This is a genomic window from Saccharopolyspora terrae, from assembly GCF_004348435.1.
Lineage (GTDB): Bacteria > Actinomycetota > Actinomycetes > Mycobacteriales > Pseudonocardiaceae > Saccharopolyspora > Saccharopolyspora endophytica.
This window is the reverse complement of the sequence record NZ_SMKS01000092.1, coordinates 1-18,452: the sequence shown is the minus strand read 5'-3', so window position 1 is coordinate 18,452 and position 18,452 is coordinate 1. Positions and strand designations below refer to the sequence as shown.

14 protein-coding genes and 1 rRNA gene are annotated in these 18,452 nt (G+C 70.4%); 7 read left to right on the top strand and 8 right to left on the bottom strand.

The window, feature by feature from the left end:
* The 3 genes from sucB to lipB form a co-directional block, all read left to right on the top strand.
* The coding region (sucB, locus tag E1181_RS29060; RefSeq protein ID WP_132679609.1) for a 2-oxoglutarate dehydrogenase, E2 component, dihydrolipoamide succinyltransferase at positions 1 to 1,441 on the top strand (1,441 nt) is incomplete at its 5' end.
* Between the two features lie 103 nt (positions 1,442 to 1,544).
* Positions 1,545 to 2,432: a TIGR01777 family oxidoreductase gene (locus E1181_RS29055; protein WP_207922365.1), complete on the top strand. Its 888-nt coding sequence runs from the start codon at positions 1,545 to 1,547 to the stop codon at positions 2,430 to 2,432.
* 45 nt (positions 2,433 to 2,477) lie between these two features.
* Positions 2,478 to 3,224 (top strand): lipoyl(octanoyl) transferase LipB, encoded by a 747-nt coding sequence (lipB, locus tag E1181_RS29050; RefSeq protein ID WP_132679607.1) that lies wholly within the window; start codon positions 2,478 to 2,480, stop codon positions 3,222 to 3,224.
* A 97-nt stretch (positions 3,225 to 3,321) separates the two neighbouring features.
* On the opposite strand, the gene E1181_RS29045 is transcribed toward lipB, so the two are convergent.
* The 3 genes from E1181_RS29045 to E1181_RS29035 form a co-directional block, all read right to left on the bottom strand.
* Complete coding sequence (locus E1181_RS29045; RefSeq protein WP_207922366.1) at positions 3,322 to 6,156, bottom strand: FAD-binding and (Fe-S)-binding domain-containing protein; 2,835 nt, start codon at positions 6,154 to 6,156, stop codon at positions 3,322 to 3,324.
* A gap of 237 nt (positions 6,157 to 6,393) precedes the next feature.
* Positions 6,394 to 7,338 (bottom strand): LLM class F420-dependent oxidoreductase, encoded by a 945-nt coding sequence (locus E1181_RS29040; protein WP_132679606.1) that lies wholly within the window; start codon positions 7,336 to 7,338, stop codon positions 6,394 to 6,396.
* Between the two features lie 43 nt (positions 7,339 to 7,381).
* Complete coding sequence (locus E1181_RS29035) at positions 7,382 to 7,984, bottom strand: TetR/AcrR family transcriptional regulator (protein WP_132679605.1); 603 nt, start codon at positions 7,982 to 7,984, stop codon at positions 7,382 to 7,384.
* Between the two features lie 110 nt (positions 7,985 to 8,094).
* On the opposite strand from E1181_RS29035, the gene E1181_RS29030 reads away from it, so the two are divergent.
* The 3 genes from E1181_RS29030 (at position 8,095) to E1181_RS29020 (ending at position 10,787) form a co-directional block, all read left to right on the top strand.
* Positions 8,095 to 8,586 (top strand): hypothetical protein, encoded by a 492-nt coding sequence (locus E1181_RS29030; RefSeq protein ID WP_132679604.1) that lies wholly within the window; start codon positions 8,095 to 8,097, stop codon positions 8,584 to 8,586.
* Between the two features lie 173 nt (positions 8,587 to 8,759).
* Entirely contained in the window at positions 8,760 to 9,761 is a 1,002-nt protein-coding gene (gene lipA, locus E1181_RS29025; RefSeq protein WP_132679603.1) for a lipoyl synthase, read from the top strand.
* Between the two features lie 297 nt (positions 9,762 to 10,058).
* The gene (locus tag E1181_RS29020) at positions 10,059 to 10,787 is read left to right on the top strand and encodes a DUF4191 domain-containing protein (RefSeq protein WP_132679602.1); all 729 of its coding nucleotides are present in this window, start codon (positions 10,059 to 10,061) and stop codon (positions 10,785 to 10,787) included.
* Positions 10,788 to 10,847: 60 nt separating this feature from the next.
* Here the strand turns inward: E1181_RS29020 and E1181_RS29015 are convergent, their stop codons facing one another.
* The gene (locus E1181_RS29015) at positions 10,848 to 11,318 is read right to left on the bottom strand and encodes an RDD family protein (protein ID WP_132679601.1); all 471 of its coding nucleotides are present in this window, start codon (positions 11,316 to 11,318) and stop codon (positions 10,848 to 10,850) included.
* Between the two features lie 219 nt (positions 11,319 to 11,537).
* On the opposite strand from E1181_RS29015, the gene glnA reads away from it, so the two are divergent.
* Entirely contained in the window at positions 11,538 to 12,962 is a 1,425-nt protein-coding gene (gene glnA, locus E1181_RS29010; protein ID WP_132679600.1) for a type I glutamate--ammonia ligase, read from the top strand.
* Between the two features lie 114 nt (positions 12,963 to 13,076).
* Here the strand turns inward: glnA and E1181_RS29005 are convergent, their stop codons facing one another.
* The 4 genes from E1181_RS29005 to rrf all read right to left on the bottom strand — a co-directional run bounded on the left by E1181_RS29005 (position 13,077) and on the right by rrf (position 18,451).
* Positions 13,077 to 13,937, bottom strand: a complete 861-nt coding sequence (locus E1181_RS29005) for an SMP-30/gluconolactonase/LRE family protein (protein WP_132679599.1) — start codon at positions 13,935 to 13,937, stop codon at positions 13,077 to 13,079.
* Positions 13,938 to 14,336: 399 nt separating this feature from the next.
* Positions 14,337 to 17,369 (bottom strand): bifunctional [glutamine synthetase] adenylyltransferase/[glutamine synthetase]-adenylyl-L-tyrosine phosphorylase, encoded by a 3,033-nt coding sequence (locus E1181_RS28995; RefSeq protein WP_132679598.1) that lies wholly within the window; start codon positions 17,367 to 17,369, stop codon positions 14,337 to 14,339.
* A 51-nt stretch (positions 17,370 to 17,420) separates the two neighbouring features.
* On the bottom strand, positions 17,421 to 18,167 hold the full coding sequence (locus E1181_RS28990) for a type 1 glutamine amidotransferase (protein ID WP_132679597.1): 747 nt from the start codon (positions 18,165 to 18,167) through the stop codon (positions 17,421 to 17,423).
* 167 nt (positions 18,168 to 18,334) lie between these two features.
* Positions 18,335 to 18,451, bottom strand: a 5S ribosomal RNA gene (rrf, locus tag E1181_RS28985).
* Between the last annotated feature and the right edge of the window lies 1 nt (position 18,452).

Sequence of the window (18,452 nt, the reverse complement as noted above, 5' to 3'; positions counted from 1 at the left end):
GGCCCCCGCCGCTCCGGCCGCCGAGTCCGCTCCGGCCCCGGCCGCGCCGGCCGCCCCCGCCGGTGGTGGGCAGGGCACCGACGTCACCATGCCCGCCCTGGGCGAGAGCGTCGCCGAAGGCACGATCACCCGGTGGCTCAAGCAGATCGGCGAGTCGGTCGAGGTCGACGAGCCGCTGCTGGAGGTCTCCACCGACAAGGTCGACACCGAGATCCCGTCGCCGGTGGCCGGCACGCTGCTGGAGATCAGCGCCGGTGAGGACGACACCGTCGAGGTCGGCGCCAAGCTGGCCGTGATCGGCGCCGCCGGGGCCGCCGCGCCCGCCGCCCCGGCTCCCGAGCCCGCTCCCGAGCCCGCTCCGGAACCCCCGGCTGCTCCGGCCGCCGAGTCTGCTCCGGCTCCGGCCGCGCCGGCGCCCGCGGCTCCGGCCGCTCCCGCCGCGGCCCCGGCCGCTCCGGCCCAGGAGGAAGAGGCGGCGGCGAACAACGGTGGCGCTCCGTACGTGACTCCGCTGGTGCGCAAGCTGGCCAACGAGCACGGCATCGACCTGACCTCGATCAAGGGCAGCGGCGTCGGCGGTCGCATCCGCAAGCAGGACGTCCAGGCCGCGATCGACGCCAAGCAGGCCCCGGCCCAGACCGCTCCGGCCGCCCCGGCCGCCGCGGCGACGAGCTCCGCCCCGGTCACCGCGGTCGAGCCGTCGGACGAGGCCAAGGCGCTGCGCGGCACCACGCAGAAGATGTCGCGCCTGCGGCAGCTGCTGGCCCGCCGCATGGTCGAGTCGCTGCAGACCGCGGCCCAGCTGACCACGGTGATCGAGGTCGACGTCACCCGGATCGCCCGGCTCCGCGACCGCGCCAAGGGCAGCTTCGAGGCGTCCGAGGGCGTCAAGCTCTCGTTCCTGCCGTTCTTCGCCAAGGCCGCGGCCGAGGCGCTGAAGCTGCACCCGAAGCTCAACGCCTCGATCGACGAGGAGAACTCCTCGGTGACCTACCACGGCGCCGAGCACCTCGCGATCGCGGTGGACACCGAGCGCGGCCTGGTCTCGCCGGTGATCCACGACGCCGGGGACCTCAACCTCGGCGGGCTGGCCCGCAAGATCGCCGACCTGGCGGCGCGGACCCGCAACAACAAGATCAAGCCCGACGAGCTCTCCGGTGGCACCTTCACCATCACCAACACCGGTAGCCGGGGCGCGCTGTTCGACACGCCGATCCTGAACCCGCCGCAGGTGGGCATGCTGGGCACCGGCACCGTCGTCAAGCGCCCGGTCGTGGTGGCCGACGAGAACGGCGGCGACACGATCGCCATCCGCTCGATGGTCTACCTGGCGCTGTCCTACGACCACCGCCTGGTCGACGGCGCCGACGCCGCCCGCTTCCTCACCACGCTCAAGCAGCGTCTCGAAGAGGGAGCGTTCGAGGCCGACCTCGGCCTCTGAGGCAGTTCCGAAGAAGCGGCCGCTCACCGGTTTCGGTGGGCGGTCGCTTCTTTCGCATCCGAAAGGTTCGCGCGGGCCCCACCGGTGCGGGACGATGCCGGGCATGCGCGTCGTCGTCGCCGGATCGTCAGGGTTGATCGGTACGTCATTGGTGGCCGGGCTCCGCCAAGGTGAGCACGAGGTGGTGCGGCTGGTCCGCCGCGCGCCCGCCGCTCCGGACGAACGGAGCTGGGACCCCGCCGCCGGGAAGCTGGACGCCGAGGCGCTGGAGGGCGCGGACGCGGTGGTGAACCTGAGCGGGCCGGGCATCGGCGACAAGCGCTGGAGCCCGGAGCGCAAGCGCCACCTGCTGCAGGCCAGGGTGCGCTCCACCGAGGTCATCGCGAAGGCGGTCGCCGCGGCAGGCGTCCCCGTCCTGGCCAACGCTTCGGCGGTCGGGTTCTACGGCGACACCGGTTCGCACCCGGCCACCGAGACCTCCCCGCCGGGCACGGACTTCCTGGCCTCGCTGTGCCGCAGGTGGGAAGCCGCGACGGCTCCCGCCGCCGATGCCGGTGCCCGGGTGGTGCTGCTGCGCACCGGCCTGGTGATCTCGCCCTCCGGCGGTTTGCTCGGGCAGCTCCGGCCGCTGTTCTCGCTGATGCTCGGCGGCAGGCTCGGTTCGGGGACCCAGTACATGCCCTGGATCTCGCTGGACGACGAGATCGCCGCGATCCGGTTCGCGCTGGAGAACCCGGACGTCTCGGGGCCGGTGAACCTCACCGGCCCGGCCCCGGTGACCAACGCCGAGTTCACCCGCGCCCTCGGCGAGGCGCTGGGCCGCCCGGCTCCGTGGATCGTGCCCGGTTTCGCGCTGCGGATCGCCCTGGGCGAGCTCGCCGACACCGCGCTGACCGGGCAGCGGGCGATGCCGACGGTGTTGGAGGCCAACGGTTTCACGTTCCAGCACCCGACGCTCGGAGCGGCGCTGGCCGCGGCTACCGGGAGGTAACCGACCTTCGGCTGCCGCCCTGTTCAGGAGGCGTAGCCTGGCGCCGTGAGTCGTGCCAATTCTTCGTGTCGCGAGTCGTCCGAGCCGATGGCCGTGCGGCACCTGGGAACCATCGATTACCTGGACGCCTGGGACCTGCAGCGCGAGCTGGCCACCGGCCGCGTCGAGGGCCAGAACCCCGACACCCTGCTGCTGCTCGAGCATCCGTCGGTCTACACGGCGGGCAAGCGGACGCAGCCGGAGGACCGCCCGTCGGACGGCACGCCGGTCATCGACGTGGACCGCGGCGGCAAGATCACCTGGCACGGCCCCGGCCAGATCGTCGGCTACCCGATCGTGCAGCTGTCCGACCCGATCGACGTCGTGGACTACGTGCGCCGCCTGGAGCAGGCGCTTATCCACGTGTGCGACCAGTTCGGCCTCGACGCGGGTCGGGTGGAGGGCCGCAGCGGCGTGTGGCTGCCCGCGGTCGACGGACGCCCGGAGCGCAAGATCGCCGCGATCGGCATCCGCGTGCAGCGCGGCGTGACGATGCACGGCCTGGAGCTCAACTGCAACGCCGACCTGCGCGAGTTCGACCGCATCGTGCCGTGCGGCATCGCCGATGCGGGGACCACCTCGCTGTCGGACGAGCTCGGTCGCGACGTCCCGGTCGACGAGGCGTATCCGCTGGTCGAGCAGGCGGTGCAGGACGCGCTGGACGGCCGGCTGGAACTCGCCGAGCGCAACATCCCCCGCCACCAGCCCGCCGCCGCGGGCGTCACCCTGGCGCTGGACCCCAGCCTCCGCTGACACGACCGACTCCACTCCTGGCTCCACGCGGCTGATCCGGCGCTCGTCCTGCTCGCGGCGGCCTTCCGCCGTCGCCGACCAGCTCCGCTGATCGCCGTCAGCCGCTGCGGAGAGCCGTCCGCAGCACCTCGGCGAGGTGGGTCGCCCGGCGAGAAGTCCCCTGGGCGATCTGGGTGCGGCAGGAGAAGCCGTCGGCAAGCACGAGCGCGTCCGCGCCGGCTTCGCGGACCTTGGGGTAGAGCTCGCGCTCCGCGCACGCCCGGGAAACCTCCCAGTGCCCGGGTTCGAAACCGAAGTTGCCCGCCAGACCGCAGCATCCGGCGGAGATGACGTCGGGTTCGACGCCGAGGCGTTCGAGCAGTGCCCGGTCCGGTTCCCAGCTCCCCTTCGCCTCCTGGTGGCAGTGGACCTGGGCGATGGCCTCGACGTCGAGCCGCCCGAACGGCAGCGGACCGTCGTGAGCGGCCACGAACTCGCCGAACGTCCTGGTCTGAGCGGCCAGTCGCGTCGCGCGCGGGTCGTCGGGCAGCAGCTCGGTGGCCTCGTCGCGCAGCATCACGGTGCAGGACGGTTCGAGCCCGATCACCGCGCGCCCGGCCGCCAGGTGCGGCGCGAGGACCTTCAGCGAGCGGGCCAGGACCTTCCGGGCCGTGCCCAGCTGACCGGTGGAGTGCCAGGTCAGGCCGCAGCACACGAATCCCTCCGGCAGCACGACCCGGTACCCCAGCGCCTCCAGCACCTCCACCGCCGCTTCGCCGACCTCGGGGCTGAGGTGGTTGGTGAAGGTGTCCGGCCACAGCACCACGGTCTCGCCGCCGCGAGGTTCGCGCCGCCGCAGGCGCCGGGCCAGCGATCGGGGTGCGAAGCGGATCATCTCCCGCCGCCGCTCGATCCCGCCCAGCCGTGCGACCAGCTGCGACACCGGCCGCACGGCCAGCACCCGGTTCACCGCGGTGGCCGCACCGGGCACCGCCGACATCAGCCGGGTCCACACCGGCAGCCAACCCATCGAGTAGTGCGCCCTCGGACGCAGCCGGCCCCGGTAGTGGTGGTGCAGGAACTCGGCCTTGTAGGTGGCCATGTCGACGTTGACCGGGCAGTCGCTCGCGCACGCCTTGCAGGACAGGCACAGGTCGAGCGCCTCCAGCGCTTCGGCGGACCGCCACCCGCCCTCGACGGACTCCCCGCGCAGCATTTCGGCCAGCACCCTGGCCCGCCCCCGCGTCGAGTGCACCTCGTCGCGGGTCACCTTGAACGACGGGCACATGCTCCCGGTGTCGAGGTTGCGGCAGGCACCGACGCCGACGCAGCGGTCGACGGCGGCGGCGAACGAACCCCGGTCGCGGCTGAACGCGTGCACCGGGGTGACCTCCAGCGCGCGATGTCCCGGTCCGGGCCGCACACCGGCGTCGATGGGCGCCGGATCCACCAGGACCTCGGGGTTGAGGACCCCGAGGGGATCGAAGATCCGCTTGAACTCCGCGAAGCACTCCCGCGCGCGGCGGGAGTACATGTGCCGCAGCAGTTCCGAGCGCGCCCGCCCGTCGCCGTGCTCCCCGGACACCGAGCCACCGTGGGAGGCGACCAGGCGGGCGGCTTCGGTGATGAACGACCGGTAGGCGGCCAGACCGTCCTCGGTGCCCAGCTGGAAGTCGACCCGCAGGTGCAGGCAGCCTTCGCCGAAGTGCCCGAACGGAACACCGCGCAGGCCGTGGGAATCCAGCAGCGCGTACAGATCCCGCAGGTAGGCGGCCAGGTTCTCGGGCGGGACGGCGGAGTCCTCCCATCCCGGCCAGGCCTCGCCGCCGTCGGACAGGCGCGTGACGATGCCCGCCCCGGACTCCCGGATCCGCCACAGCTCGCGGCTCCGGACAGGATCGGTCACGACCACCGCGCGCGCCCCCGCGATCCGCGACGTCGCCAGCCGCGCGAGCTCACCGGCCCTCCGCTCGGCTTCGTCGGGCGTGTCCGCCCCGGCTTCGCAGTAGAGCCAGGCATGACCCTCCGGCAGCGCCTGGCCCGCGCTGTCGCGGCCCGGCCGGGACCGCAGCGCCGCGAGCAGGTCGGCGCCCATCCCCTCGACGGTCATCGCTCCCGCCGCGGCGAGCTCCGGCGCGACCTCCGCGGCCAGGTAGACGTCCGGGAAGCCGATCACCGCGAGCGCCCGAGCGGTCGGCGTCGGCACGAGCCGGACCGTCGCCTCGGTGACGATCCCGCAGGTGCTCTCGCTGCCGACCAGGGCCTTGGCCAGGTCGAAACCCCGCTCCGGGAGCAGGTGCTGGAGGCCGTAACCGGAGACCTGCCGGCTGAACCGGCCGAGCTCGGTGCGCAGCAGCGCGAGGTTCTCGCCCACCAGCTCGCGCAGTCGCGCGTCCAGCTCCGGGTCGTCGCCGCCGGTCGCGGTGGCGGTGAGCGGGCTGCCGTCGGCGCGGATCATCCGCAGCTCGACGACGTTGTCGGCCGTGGTGCCCCAGACGACGGAGTGCGCGCCGCAGGCGTTGTTGCCGATCATCCCGCCGATCGTGCAGCGGGAGTGGGTGGACGGGTCGGGCGCGAAGGTCAGCCCGTGCACCGCCGCTGCCGCGCGCAGGTCGTCGAGCACGACGCCCGGCTGCACCCGCGCGGTGCGGGCCTGCGGATCGATGTCCAGGATCCGGTCCATCCGCCGTGAGAAGTCCAGCACCACGCCGGATCCGATGGCGTTGCCCGCCACCGACGTCCCGCCGCCCCGCGCGGTGACCGCGACCCCGGCATCGGCCGCCGCCCGCACGACCAGGGCGACGTCGGCGGCGTCCTCCGGCTCGACGATCGCCAGCGGCACCCGCCGGTAGATCGACGCGTCGGAGGCGTAGGCCGCGCAGGCGGTCCGGTCGGTCCGCACCTTCCCGGGCAACGCGGCGTCGAGCTCCCGCTGCAACGAGACCGCTTCCACCTGCGACAACACGACCTCCCGCAATGCCCGCTGAACCCCGGAACCCGATTTCCACTGAAACCCGGCACCGAACTTCCACTGAAACCCGGGGCCTGATTTCCACTGAAATCGTGGGCGAGGGTGTGGAACCGGGTCCCCGGCAGGGACTCTAGGTTCGCGTCCGGGGGCGGGGAACCCGAGCGTGCGGTGTGGACTGTCGCGGGTGACCGGAGCGAGCCGGCCACCCGCGCGGTGGGGTCACAGCTGCGGGGCGACCTGATCGGCGACGACGTCGAGGTGATCGAGGTCGGTGAGGTCGAGGACCTGCAGGTAGAGACGGCTGATGCCGGTGCGCTCGCGCCAGGAGCCGATCTTGTCGACGACCTCGTCCGGCGTGCCCGCCAGGCCGTTGTCGCGCAGCTCGGCGACCTCGCGGCCGATGGATTCGGCGCGGCGGGCGAGCTCGCCCTCGTCCTTGCCGACGCACAGCACCATCGCCGCGGACCGCACGATCTCACCGCTGTCCCGGCCGATCGTCTGGCAGGCGGCGTCGACGCGCTCGAACTGCTCGGCGGCGGTCTCGACGTCGACGAACGGCAGGTTGAACTCGTCGGCGAACCGGGCCGCCAGCGCCGGGGTGCGCTTCTTGCCCGCACCGCCGATCAGCACCGGCGGGCACGGCCGCTGAGCGGGCTTGGGCAGCGCCGGGGAGTCGGTGAGCTGGTAGTGCTCGCCGTCGAAGGAGTACGACTCACCGTCCGGCGTCTCCCACAGGCCGGTGATGATCTCCAGCTGTTCGGCGTAGCGGTCGAACCGCTCCTTCAGCGACGGGAACGGGATGCCGTAGGCGGTGTGCTCCTCCTCGTACCAGCCGCTGCCCAGACCGAACTCGACGCGGCCGCCGGACATCTGGTCGACCTGCGCGACCGTGATCGCCAGCGGGCCGGGCAGCCGGAAGGTCCCGGCGGTCATGAGGGTGCCCAGCCGCAACCTGCTGGTCTCGCGCGCGAGGCCGCCCAGGGTCACCCAGGCGTCGGTCGGCCCGGGCTCGCCGGTGACCGCGCCCATCTTCAGGTAGTGGTCGGAGCGGAAGAACGCGTCGTAGCCGGTGTCCTCGGCGTGCTTGGCGACGCGCAGCAGGTCGTCGTAGCTCGCGCCCTGCTGGGGTTCGGTGAAGATCCGCAACTGGAAGTTCTCTGTCACGATCACCGAGGCTAGTTGCCCTCACCACGGGGCGCCGTGGCGGTCAGCCCACGCGTAGACCGCTGAGCACCCGCTCGACGCACACCGCGATGTCGGCGCGTTCCTGCATCGGCGAGGAGGACGCGGCGATCGCGGTCGCACCGGCCGACAGCGCGCCGAACATGATCCGCGCCAGCGCGTCCACCGGCAGATCGTCGCCGATCTCGCCGGAGGCGATCAGATTGGACACGACGGTGCGCAGCACGCCGAAGGTGTAGGCCTCCTCGGCGTCGCGCCAGCGGCCCCAGCCCATCACCGCGGGCCCGTCCTGCACGACGATGCGCTGGTATGAGGGCTCCAAGCAGACCTCCAGGAACGCCCGCAGCCCGGACCGGGTGGCCTCCCACGGGTCGCCGGGATCCGAGACGACCTCCGACAGCCGCGCCACGACACCGGACTCCACCGCGCTGAAGGCGGCTTCGAACAGCGCCTGCTTGCCGCCGAAGTGGTGGTACAGCGCGCCCTTGGTGACCCGCGCCCGCTTGGCGATCTCCTCGAGCGAGGTCTGCGAGTAGCCGTGCTCGGTGAACAGGTCCACGGCCGAATCCACCAAGGCCTGCCTGGTGGCTTCGGAGTACTCGACGCGCCGCGGACGTGCTGTAGCCATGCTCACAAGCCTATGACATACCGACGGTACGACGCCGTGCTACCGTGGACCCGCGACATACTGAGAGTATGTCGCTGCACCTCGGGTATCCCCGACCCCTGGAGAGCGCCATGAGCTGGAACGACTTCCACCAGAGGCAACAGGCGTTGGCCGAGGTACTCGACAGCGCTCGTCGAGACCTCACCGCAGCCTTCGACACCGTGCCCAGTCCCTTCCGCGACACCGACGAGCTGCTCGCCGCGCTGCACCACAAGTGGATGCAGCAGCTGACCGGCCGCGTCGAAGTCGCGCTGATCGACACCGAGAACGGGCCGCACGACGACCGCGTCAAGGCCGTCACCATGGCGTGGCGCCGCACCGCCGGCGCGAACCCGGGCCTGCGCGCCGCGCTGGACGTCCACTCCGCCAACCCGGCCCTGTCGGCGGCCACCGAGCGCGAGCACCGGCTGCTGGCGATCGCCGCCGGCCTCGCCGACGAGCACGAGCCGCCGCGCGAGGTCGCTCGCATCGGCCGCACCTTCGTCCAACTGCTGCGCGCGACCCCGATCACGAAGCGCGACGATCGACCGAGTCCGCTCCGCAAGCTCATCCCGAGCCTGTAGAAGCGCCCGACGTCGGCCCGGACTGTGCACCATGCCCGGTTCGGGACCGGCGCTCGCAGCATTCCGCACAGCTTCCGAGTCCGGGGTGACAGCCATCACCACCTGCGGAAATCTTCCCAGCTCAGCCCGACTCCCTTGACCAACACCGGGGGTGGAGGGCGTAGCCTGGGCGCGTGACTGTGGCGCCTGAGGGTCGCAAGCTGCTGCGGTTGGAGGCCCGCAACAGCCAGACTCCGATCGAGAAGAAGCCGTCGTGGATCAAGACCCGCGCGCGGATGGGTCCCGAGTACAAGGAGCTCAAGGGACTCGTCAAGCGCGAGGGTTTGCACACCGTCTGCGAGGAGGCGGGCTGCCCGAACATCTTCGAGTGCTGGGAAGACCGCGAAGCCACCTTCCTCATCGGTGGTGACCAGTGCACCCGTCGCTGCGACTTCTGCCAGATCGACACCGGTAAACCTGCCGCGCTGGACACCTCCGAACCGCGCAAGGTCGCCGAGTCGGTGCAGGCCATGGGCCTGCGCTACTCCACGGTCACCGGTGTCGCCCGGGACGACCTGGACGACGGCGGGGCCTGGCTGTACGCCGAGACCGTCCGCCAGATCCACGACCTCAACCCGGGCACCGGCGTGGAGCTGCTCATCCCGGACTTCAACGCCGAGCCCGACCAGCTCGAAGAGGTCTTCGGCTCCCGGCCGGAGGTGCTCGCGCACAACCTGGAGACCGTGCCCAGCGTGTTCCGCCGGATCCGCCCCGGCTTCCGCTACGAGCGGTCGCTCGAGGTGATCACCAAGGCGCGTGAAGCGGGCCTGGTCACCAAGTCGAACCTGATCCTCGGCATGGGCGAGACCCCCGACGAGGTCCGCCCCGCGCTGCAGGACCTGCACGACGCGGGCTGCGACATCATCACGATCACCCAGTACCTGCGCCCGAGCCCGCGGCACCACCCGGTGGACCGCTGGGTGAAGCCGGAGGAGTTCGTCGAGCACACCCAGGCCGCCGAGGAGATCGGCTTCCCGGGGGTCATGGCCGGTCCGCTGGTCCGCTCCAGCTACCGAGCAGGCCGCCTGTTCGCCAAGGCCACGGTCCACCGAGGCATGCCCCTCCCGGACAACATGGCCCACCTCGCAGAAGCAGGCACAGCAGCACAAGAAGCCAGCAGCCTGCTCAACCGCTGACGAACCTGACTTCGTGGTCGGTTTGCTCAGCGGCGCGGGTAGGGGAACCTGAGCGGCGCTGTGGACTCCGCGCGCCTCGACTTATGTATGTCCAATACACGGCGTCGAGGCGTGCTCGCCACAGCACCGCTCAGAATCCCCGGCGGTGCGAGCTGCTCAGGTGGTGCAAGGAGAAAGCGGCTCCGCCGCTTGCCTGACGTGTCGCCGATGCTGACTTCACCTGATCGGAACACATCTCGATCACGCCACCAGGGACGCGCCTACAACCCCAGCAGCGCGAGCCGTATCCTGAAGGGCATGGCCAAGCAGGACAAGGCCGCTAAGAAAGAGGCGGCCAAACAGCGACGTCAGGCTTCGGTAGGCCGCGTCAAGCAGATCTTCGAGGCGTTCAAGATGCAGCGCCGGGAGGACAAGCTCCTCCTGCCGCTGATGCTCGGGGCGTTCCTCGGTGTGACCGTCGTGGTCTTCCTGCTGGGCATGATCTGGGGTCTGCACTGGGTGTTCCTGCCCGTGGGCCTCGCGTTCGGCCTGCTCGCGGCCGTGATCATCTTCGGCCGCCGGGTGCAGGCGACGGTGTTCCGAAAGGCGGAGGGGCAGCCCGGGGCCGCCGGTTGGGCGCTGGACAACCTGCGGGGACGCTGGGTCGTCTCCCAGGCGGTGGCCGGCACCCAGCAGCTCGACGCGGTGCACCGGATCATCGGCCGGCCGGGCATCGTGCTCGTCGGCGAAGGCTCGCCGGGCAGGGTCAAGAACCTGGTCTCGCAGGAGAAGAAGCGCGTGTCGCGCCTGGTCGGCGAGACCCCGATCTACGAGATGATCGTGGGCAACGAGGAGGGCCAGGTCCCGCTGCCGAAGTTGCAGCAGCGGATCATGAAGCTGCCGCGCAACATCGGCCCGGCCCAGATCGACAACATCGAGAACCGCCTGTCGGCTCTGGCCAGCCGCGGCAACGCGATGCCCAAGGGCCCGGTTCCGCAGGGCGCCAAGATGCGCAACGTGTCGCGCGCGATGCGCCGCGCCAAGTAACACCCAGCTACGACAACGGGCCCGGGGAAGCTTCCACGGGCCCGTTGTCGTAGCTGGTCATCAGCGGCGCAGGACGATGGTGCCGCTGATGCGGTCGTGCCAGGAGCGGCCGTCGAAGTTCCAGATCACGGCCGGGATGATGAAGACGGTGAGCAGGCCGCGCAGCACGGCGCGCAGCGGGCCGACCATCTTGGGGGCGTCGACGCGCGCCACCCAGATCTTGGTCAGGGCCATGCCGGGGGTCGCGCCGAAGAACGACACCGGCACCACGGTGATGACCAGCCAGGTCACCAGGCTCCAGTCGCCCGGGTAGGCGGGTGCGGTGAAGGCGGCGGTGATCAGCGCGGCGAGAACCAGGTCGACCACGAAGGCCAGCAGCCGCTTGCGCAGCGGCGCCGCCGAGCCGGGCCCGGATTCGGGCAGCCCGAGCTTCTCGCCGCGGAACGCAGGCCGGTTCTCGCCGGCCTGTTCACGCGCCTGGTTCATTGCGCTCTTCGGGCCGTCCAGCCACGAGCCGAGGACATTTCGCACGTCATCCAGGGTACGCACCGGCTCCAGCAGCCCGCTCGGAGCATCGGATTCCACCGCGATCTGTAACCGGCATCACCCGTTCAGGTGGCCGTTAACGCCCGCGAAACATTCAGGAGACGCCGGGGCAACACCGGTGACATACCGTCATGGACGAGCCGGCGGCGACCAGATCTACGTGGCACCGGTGAGCTGTACGACTGCGTGAAGGAGCCACCGAGCTTGTTCAAGAATCCAGACGAGGTCCTCCGCTTCATCGCCGATGAGGACGTGAAGTTCGTCGATGTCCGGTTCTGCGACCTGCCGGGCGTCATGCAGCACTTCACGGTGCCCGCCAGCGCGTTCGACGAGGACTCGTTCACCAACGGTCTCGCTTTCGACGGTTCGTCCGTGCGCGGCTTCCAGTCGATCCACGAATCGGACATGCTGCTGCTGCCGGACCCCTACACGGCGCGCGTGGACCCGTTCCGCACCGAGAAGACGCTGATCCTGAACTTCTTCGTGCACGACCCGTTCACGTTGGAGCCCTACAGCCGCGACCCGCGCAACATCGCGCGCAAGGCGGAGCAGTACCTGACCGAGTCCGGCGTGGCCGACACCGCGTTCTTCGGTGCTGAGGCCGAGTTCTACATCTTCGACTCGGTCAAGTTCGGGGAAGCCCCGAACAAGACCTTCGCCGAGGTCGACTCCATCGAGGGCTGGTGGAACACCGGTCGCGACGAGGAGGGCGGCAACCGGGGTTACAAGACCCGGATGAAGGGCGGCTACTTCCCCGTCTCGCCGTACGACCACTTCGCCGACCTGCGCGACAAGATGGTCGTGCAGCTGCAGGGCTCGGGCTTCGAGATCGAGCGCGCCCACCACGAGGTCGGCACCGGCGGCCAGGCCGAGATCAACTACAAGTTCAACACGCTGCTGCACGCGGCGGACGACTTGCAGCTGTTCAAGTACGTCATCAAGAACACGGCGTGGGAGGCCGGCAAGACCGTGACCTTCATGCCGAAGCCGTTGTTCGAGGACAACGGTTCGGGCATGCACAGCCACATGTCGCTGTGGAAGGACGGCAACCCGCTGTTCTACGACGAGGCCGGTTACGCGGGCCTGTCGGACATGGCGCGCCACTACATCGGCGGCATCCTGCACCACGCCCCGAAGCTGCTGGCCTTCACCAACCCGTCGGTGAACTCCTACCACCGCCTGGTGCCGGGCTTCGAGGCTCCGGTGAACCTGGTGTACTCGCAGCGGAACCGCTCCGCCTGCATGCGCATCCCGATCACCGGCTCGAACCCGAAGGCCAAGCGCGTCGAGTTCCGCTGCCCGGACCCGTCCGGCAACCCGTACCTGGCGTTCGCCGCGATGATGATGGCGGGCCTGGACGGCATCAAGAACAAGATCGAGCCGGCCGAGCCGATCGACAAGGACCTCTACGAGCTCCCGCCGGAAGAGGCCAAGAACGTGCCGACCGTCCCGAGCTCGCTGGCCGAGGCGATCGACAACCTGGAAGCCGACCACGACTTCCTGCTCGAGGGTGGCGTCTTCACCCCGGACCTGATCGAGACCTGGATCCGGTTGAAGCGCGAAGAGGAGATCGACCCGATCCGCCTCCGCCCGCACCCGCACGAGTTCTCGCTGTACTTCGACGTGTGAGTCGATGACCAGCTGAAAGCGGCCCCGCCGGTCCCCGGACCGGCGGGGTCGCTTCCTTTCCCGGGTCAGCGACGATGCGAACGGCTATTAGCACTGGGTGATCAACATCAGTGATCAGATCCCCTGCCAGGGAGGCAGCGGGGTTCCCGTCGCGCCGGGGCGGAAGCGCAGGAGGGAACCCGCGTAGGGGTCGGCGTTGAAGGCCGGTTCGTCGTAGCCGAAGCAGGCCGAGGTCACGTAGAGCTCCTCCAGGCGGGAACCGCCGAACGCCAGGCCGCTGACGCGCCTCGTCGGCGCCCACAAGATCGTCTCCAGGTCGCCGGAAGGCGCGTAGCGATGTATCCGGCCCGTCCAGTGCATCGCCACCCACACGCAGCCCTCCGAGTCGACCGCCAGTCCCTCCGGAATGCCGTCCGACTCCGCGCACACCACCCACTTGCGGCCGGCGTACGCGCGGGCGCGCTGCGGGTCGTAGTCGTAGATCCAGATGGTGCGCACGTCCACCACGTACATCCGGGTGCCGTCCGGGCTCCACGCCACCCCGCCCGGCCCGGTCAGCCCGTCGATCAGCAGCCGCGCCCGGTTGCTCTCCAGGACGTAGCAACCGCTGGCCCGCAGGTCCGACGCGTGCGTCAGGGTGCAGGCCACGAACCGGCCCGCCGGATCGCAACCACCGATGCTCATTCGATCCCCGTTGCGCACCTGCACCACCGGCTCCAGCCCGGAACGACCCAGATGAACCCGGGAGAACCCGCCGTTGGCCGCGGCGATGAGCTGCCCCTGCCGCGTGGCCCCCAGCGCGGTGACCTTGCCCGGCAGCACCCGGACCTCGTCGACGCCGGTATCGCGGTAGAAGGTGTGCAATTCCCTGCGCAGCAGATCCACCCAATACACGCAATTCTGGGCGGACATCCACAGCGGAGCGCTTCCGCATAAAGCCTGTCGGTCGACGAGCAGCTCGAAGTCCTCGGACATTTTCCAGTCCCCTTACCCCAGACCGCGGTGCATTGATCAGGTTAGGGATCCATTCACCCCCGAAGCGACCGCCGACCGGCGGGTTTCGGCGTTCGCCTGGTCTAACCCAGTTCGAGGGCGAAACGGACGCGAGCACCACCACGCCCGTTGTCATTGCAGCTCACGGGGATGCCATCGATTTCGCCATCACCGTCGGAGGACGCGGAAGCCCATGCTCCGATGGAATTCGATGGACCCCTTGTTCTCCGGCGAGGTGATCGCGTGGACCTCTGTTCGTCCGGCGAACGAAATGGTCTCGAACAATTCGGTGCAGGTGGCCGACCTGCGCCGATCAGCCGAGAGGAATCCGAACGGGAAACCCACCAGCTGCCCGTCGTCCTCCCCCGACCCTGGTCGTGGTCATACCTCGTAGAAGATCCGCTCCACGACCGTTCTGGCGTGGCGGGTGACCCGCAGGTAGTCGTCGACGACCTCGCCGGTGTCGACCTCGGCCGAGTAGCCCAGGGCAGCCGCCACCGCGGCCCGCTCCTGCACGTGCTTGGGCAGCTGATCGCCCGGCTTGCCGCGGACCAGCATGACCGCGTTGCGGAAACGGGTCGCCAGCATCCACGCGTCGATGAGCTCCTGCGCGTCGGACTCGCTGAGCAGCCCGGCCTCGGCCGCCGCGCGAAGGCCGTCCAGCGTCGAGGTCGTGCGCAGCGGCGGTGTCTCGTGGGCGTGCTGGAGCTGCAGCAGCTGCACCGTCCACTCGACGTCGGCCAGCCCTCCCCGGCCGAGCTTGGTGTGCGTCGCCGGGTCCGCGCCGCGCGGCAGCCGCTCGGCGTCCACGCGAGCCTTGATCCGCCGGATCTCCCGCACCTTGGTCTCGTCGAGACCGCCCTCGGGGTAGCGGATCGGGTCGATGGCGCGGCAGAACCGCTCCCCCAGGTCCGGGTCACCGGCCACCGCGCGGGCCCGCAGCAGCGCCTGGTACTCCCACGCCTCGCCCCACCGCCGGTAGTAGGACAGGTAGGAGTCCAGCGTGCGCACCAGAGGTCCCTGCTTGCCCTCCGGCCGCAGGTCGATGTCGACCTCCAGCGGCGGGTCCTGGCTCGGAGCGCCCAGCAACGCGCGCACCCGCTCCACCACGGTGCCCGCGAACTTCAACGCCGTGGCCTCATCGGCCTGGCCGATCGGCTCGCACACGAACAGAACGTCGGCGTCCGAGCCGTAACCGAGCTCCGCGCCGCCGAGCCTGCCCATCCCGATCACCGCGATCCTCGCGGGGATCTCGCCGTCCCACTTCGACGCGGTGTCCCGGACCGACACGTCCAGCGCCGACTCCAGCACCGCGACCCAGATGTTCGACAACGCCCGGCACACCGTGTCGAGCTCCACCAGCCCCAGCAGGTCCGCGCAGGCTATGCGCAGCAACTCGTGCCTGCGCAGCGAACGCGCGGCGGCCGCCGCCCGCTGCGGATCCGCGTAACGACCGACCGTGCTGCGCAGCGAGATCGCGGCCTCGTGGGAACCGCGCTCCGCCAGCGCCGGTGTGTCGGCCAGCAGCCGCAGCACCTCCGGAGCGCGGATCAGCAGCTCCGGCACCAGCTTCGACGTGCCCAGCAGCTGAGCGAGCCGCTCGGCCACCACTCCCTCGTCCCGCAACAGCCGCAGGTACCAGGGAGTTTCGGCGAGCGCCTCGGAAACCTTGCGGTAGGCGAGCAGACCGCCATCGGGATCGGGCGTGTTTCCCAGCAGGTCCAGCAGCACCGGCAGCAGCGCGCCCTGGATGCTCGCCCGGCGCGAGACACCCGAGGTCAACGCGCCGATGTGCCGCAACGCCCCCTGCGGTGAGGTGTAGCCCAGCGCGGCGAGCCGTTCGGCGGCGGCCGAGGTCGTCAACCGCATCGCCTCGGTCGGGACCTTCGCCACCGCCTCCAGCAGCGGGCGGTAGAACAGCTTCTCGTGCAGTCGCCTGACCCGCTTGGCATGCCTGCGGAACTCGGCCACCAGCGCCTGCGCGGCCGTGTTGCGGCCGCTGGAACGGAACCCGACCGCTCGCCCCAGCACGCCCAGCGCGTCCGCGTCGTCGAACTCCGGGAACAGGTGGGTGCGCCGCAGCTGGCGCAGCTGCAACCGGTGCTCCACGGTCCGCAGGAACCGGTAGGAGTCGATCAGGTCGGCGGCGTCGGCCCTGGCCACGTAACCGCCGTCGCCCAGCGATCGCAGCGCCTCCAGAGTGGACGTAGAGCGCAACGATTCGTCGCTGCGGCCGTGCACCATCTGCAGCAGCTGCACCGCGAACTCCACGTCGCGCAGACCCCCGCGCCCCAGCTTCAGCTCCCGCTCAGCCAGGTCCAACGGCACGTGGGCCTCGACCCGCCTGCGCATCGAGCGCACGTCGGCCACGAAGTCATCGCGCTCGGCGGCCGTCCACACCATCGGCCGCACCGCCTGGAGGTACCGCAGCCCCAGCTCCGCGTCACCGGCGACCGGCCGCGCCTTCAGCAACGCCTGGAACTCCCAGGTCCTGGCCCAGCGCCGGTAGTAGCTGAGATGCCCGTCGAGGGTGCGGACCAGCGCACCCGCCTTGCCCTCCGGGCGGAGGTTCGCGTCGATCTCGAAGAACGCCGGCCCCACGATGCGCATCATCAGGCTCGCCAAGCGAGTACCGACCGCGACATCGGCTTCGCTGTCGGCGACGAACACGACGTCGACATCGCTGACGTAGTTCAGCTCGCGGCTGCCGCACTTGCCCATCGCGATGACCGACAGCCGCGGCACCTCGGTGATCCCGGCCTCGGCGACCGCCACCGCGAGGGCCGCCTTGAGCGCCGCGACCGCCAGGTCCGAGAGCATGTCCGCGACCTCGTCGTAGGACACCGGTGGGAGTCCTGGCTCGGCGATGTTGCCCAGGTCGCGAGCGGCGACGTCCAGCAGCAGCGCCCGGTAGGTCGCGCGCAGCTCGCGGACCGCCTCCTGGCCTTGGAGCTTGGCGACGGGTCCGCCCGCGGTTCCCGGCTCCCCGTCCCCTTCGGCGCCCACAGCGGCCAGCAGCGCGGCGGTCCACTCCTGGACCGTTTCCGGCGGGGTCGCATCCGAGGCCAGCCGGACCCAGTCACCCGGGTGAGCGGCGAGGTGATCGGCGAAGGCCGTGGACTCGCCCAGCACGCTGAACAGCCGTCCTCGAAGTCCCACGTCCTGCGCCAGCGCCGTGGCGAGCGCGTCCCACTCGTCGGGGGACGATTCCCGCATCCGCTCCAGCGAGTGCAACGCCAGATCCGGGTCAGGGGTGCGCGACAGCGCGGCCAGAATCGGTTCGGCCTCACCAGGACCGCGCGCCGACCACCACCCGGCCCGCCTCAACTGGTCCTCGGCTCGTTCGGCGTCGCTGAACCCGTACCGGGCCGTCGACGGGACCGAACCAGACCTGGACGAGTTGCTGTTGGCCATATCCGAACCGTAGTGGGCAGCGGGCCCCTGTGTGGAGCCGCCTGCACGAGGTCACGCGAGAGGGAGGAACCTGCTCGCCTTCCGCTCTTCCGGTGGCGTGCCGACGATGCGAACGAATCGCTCGGCGACGGGCTGCCAGGTTTCAGCGAGATCGGCGTGGAACTCCACGAGATGTTCGGGGTCGAGCTGGCCGGCACGCGCGGTGGCCGCCATCTCCGGCGAGTTCCGAGCCCATTCCAGCACGACTTCCGGCGTCGTCTCGATGTGGAACTGCAAGCCGTAGGCGCAGTCTCCGAGGCGGAACGCCTGGTTGTCGCACTTCGGAGACGAGGCCAGCAGCTGCGCCGAGGGCGGCAGGCTGAACTCGTCGTTGTGGAACTGCACGACGTCCGGCGTCAGCGGAAGCGGACCGAGCAGCGGATCCTCGGCGGCGACATCGCGCTTGGCCACCAGAAGAGTGCCGACCTCCGGGCCCTTCCGAATGGGCCGCACCTGACCACCGGACGCCGCCGCCAGGAGCTGCGCGCCGAGGCAGATCGCGAGCACCGGCAGCCGCTTGGCCACCGCACCGCTGAGCATCTGGCGGACGTCCGACAACCACGGGTGGTCGATGTCGTCGTACGCGCCCATCTCGCCGCCGAGAACGACGAGCGCGTCGTAATCGTCGAGGCTCGGCAGAGCGCGTTCCGCGGGCTGCACGACCTCCAGCTCGGCGCCAGCATCCCTCAACCAGTCACCGAGACGCCCCAGAGGGTCAACAGGCGACGGCTGCACGACCAAGATCCGAACACCGCTCATGGCACGAGGTTACGGGCGGCGGGTCCACTTCCTCAACAACGAACTCGCGCCAAAAAGGCGTGGTCTCCGCCGGTGGATTCCGAATCAGGTATCCGCGGGGTTTTTCGGGCATGAAAAATGGGGTGGGCAGAAGAATTTCTTCTCCTGCCCACCCCATCTAAGGATTGTGTCGGCGGTGTCTTACTCTCCCACACCCTAGCGAGTGCAGTACCATCAGCGCTGGGGAGCTTAGCTACCGGGTTCGGAATGGGACCGGGCGGACCCTCCCCGCCATCGCCACCGACA

Bases quoted from the DNA above. Each gene is read 5' to 3' on its own strand.
- E1181_RS28995 (WP_132679598.1), bottom strand. From the start codon at position 17,369: ATGGCCAACAGCAACTCGTCCAGGTCTGGTTCGGTCCCGTCGACGGCC.
- E1181_RS29035 (WP_132679605.1), bottom strand. From the start codon at position 7,984: ATGGCTACAGCACGTCCGCGGCGCGTCGAGTACTCCGAAGCCACCAGG.
- E1181_RS29005 (WP_132679599.1), bottom strand. From the start codon at position 13,937: ATGTCCGAGGACTTCGAGCTGCTCGTCGACCGACAGGCTTTATGCGGA.
- E1181_RS28990 (WP_132679597.1), bottom strand. From the start codon at position 18,167: ATGAGCGGTGTTCGGATCTTGGTCGTGCAGCCGTCGCCTGTTGACCCT.
- E1181_RS29030 (WP_132679604.1), top strand. From the start codon at position 8,095: ATGAGCTGGAACGACTTCCACCAGAGGCAACAGGCGTTGGCCGAGGTA.
- E1181_RS29055 (WP_207922365.1), top strand. From the start codon at position 1,545: ATGCGCGTCGTCGTCGCCGGATCGTCAGGGTTGATCGGTACGTCATTG.
- E1181_RS29020 (WP_132679602.1), top strand. From the start codon at position 10,059: ATGGCCAAGCAGGACAAGGCCGCTAAGAAAGAGGCGGCCAAACAGCGA.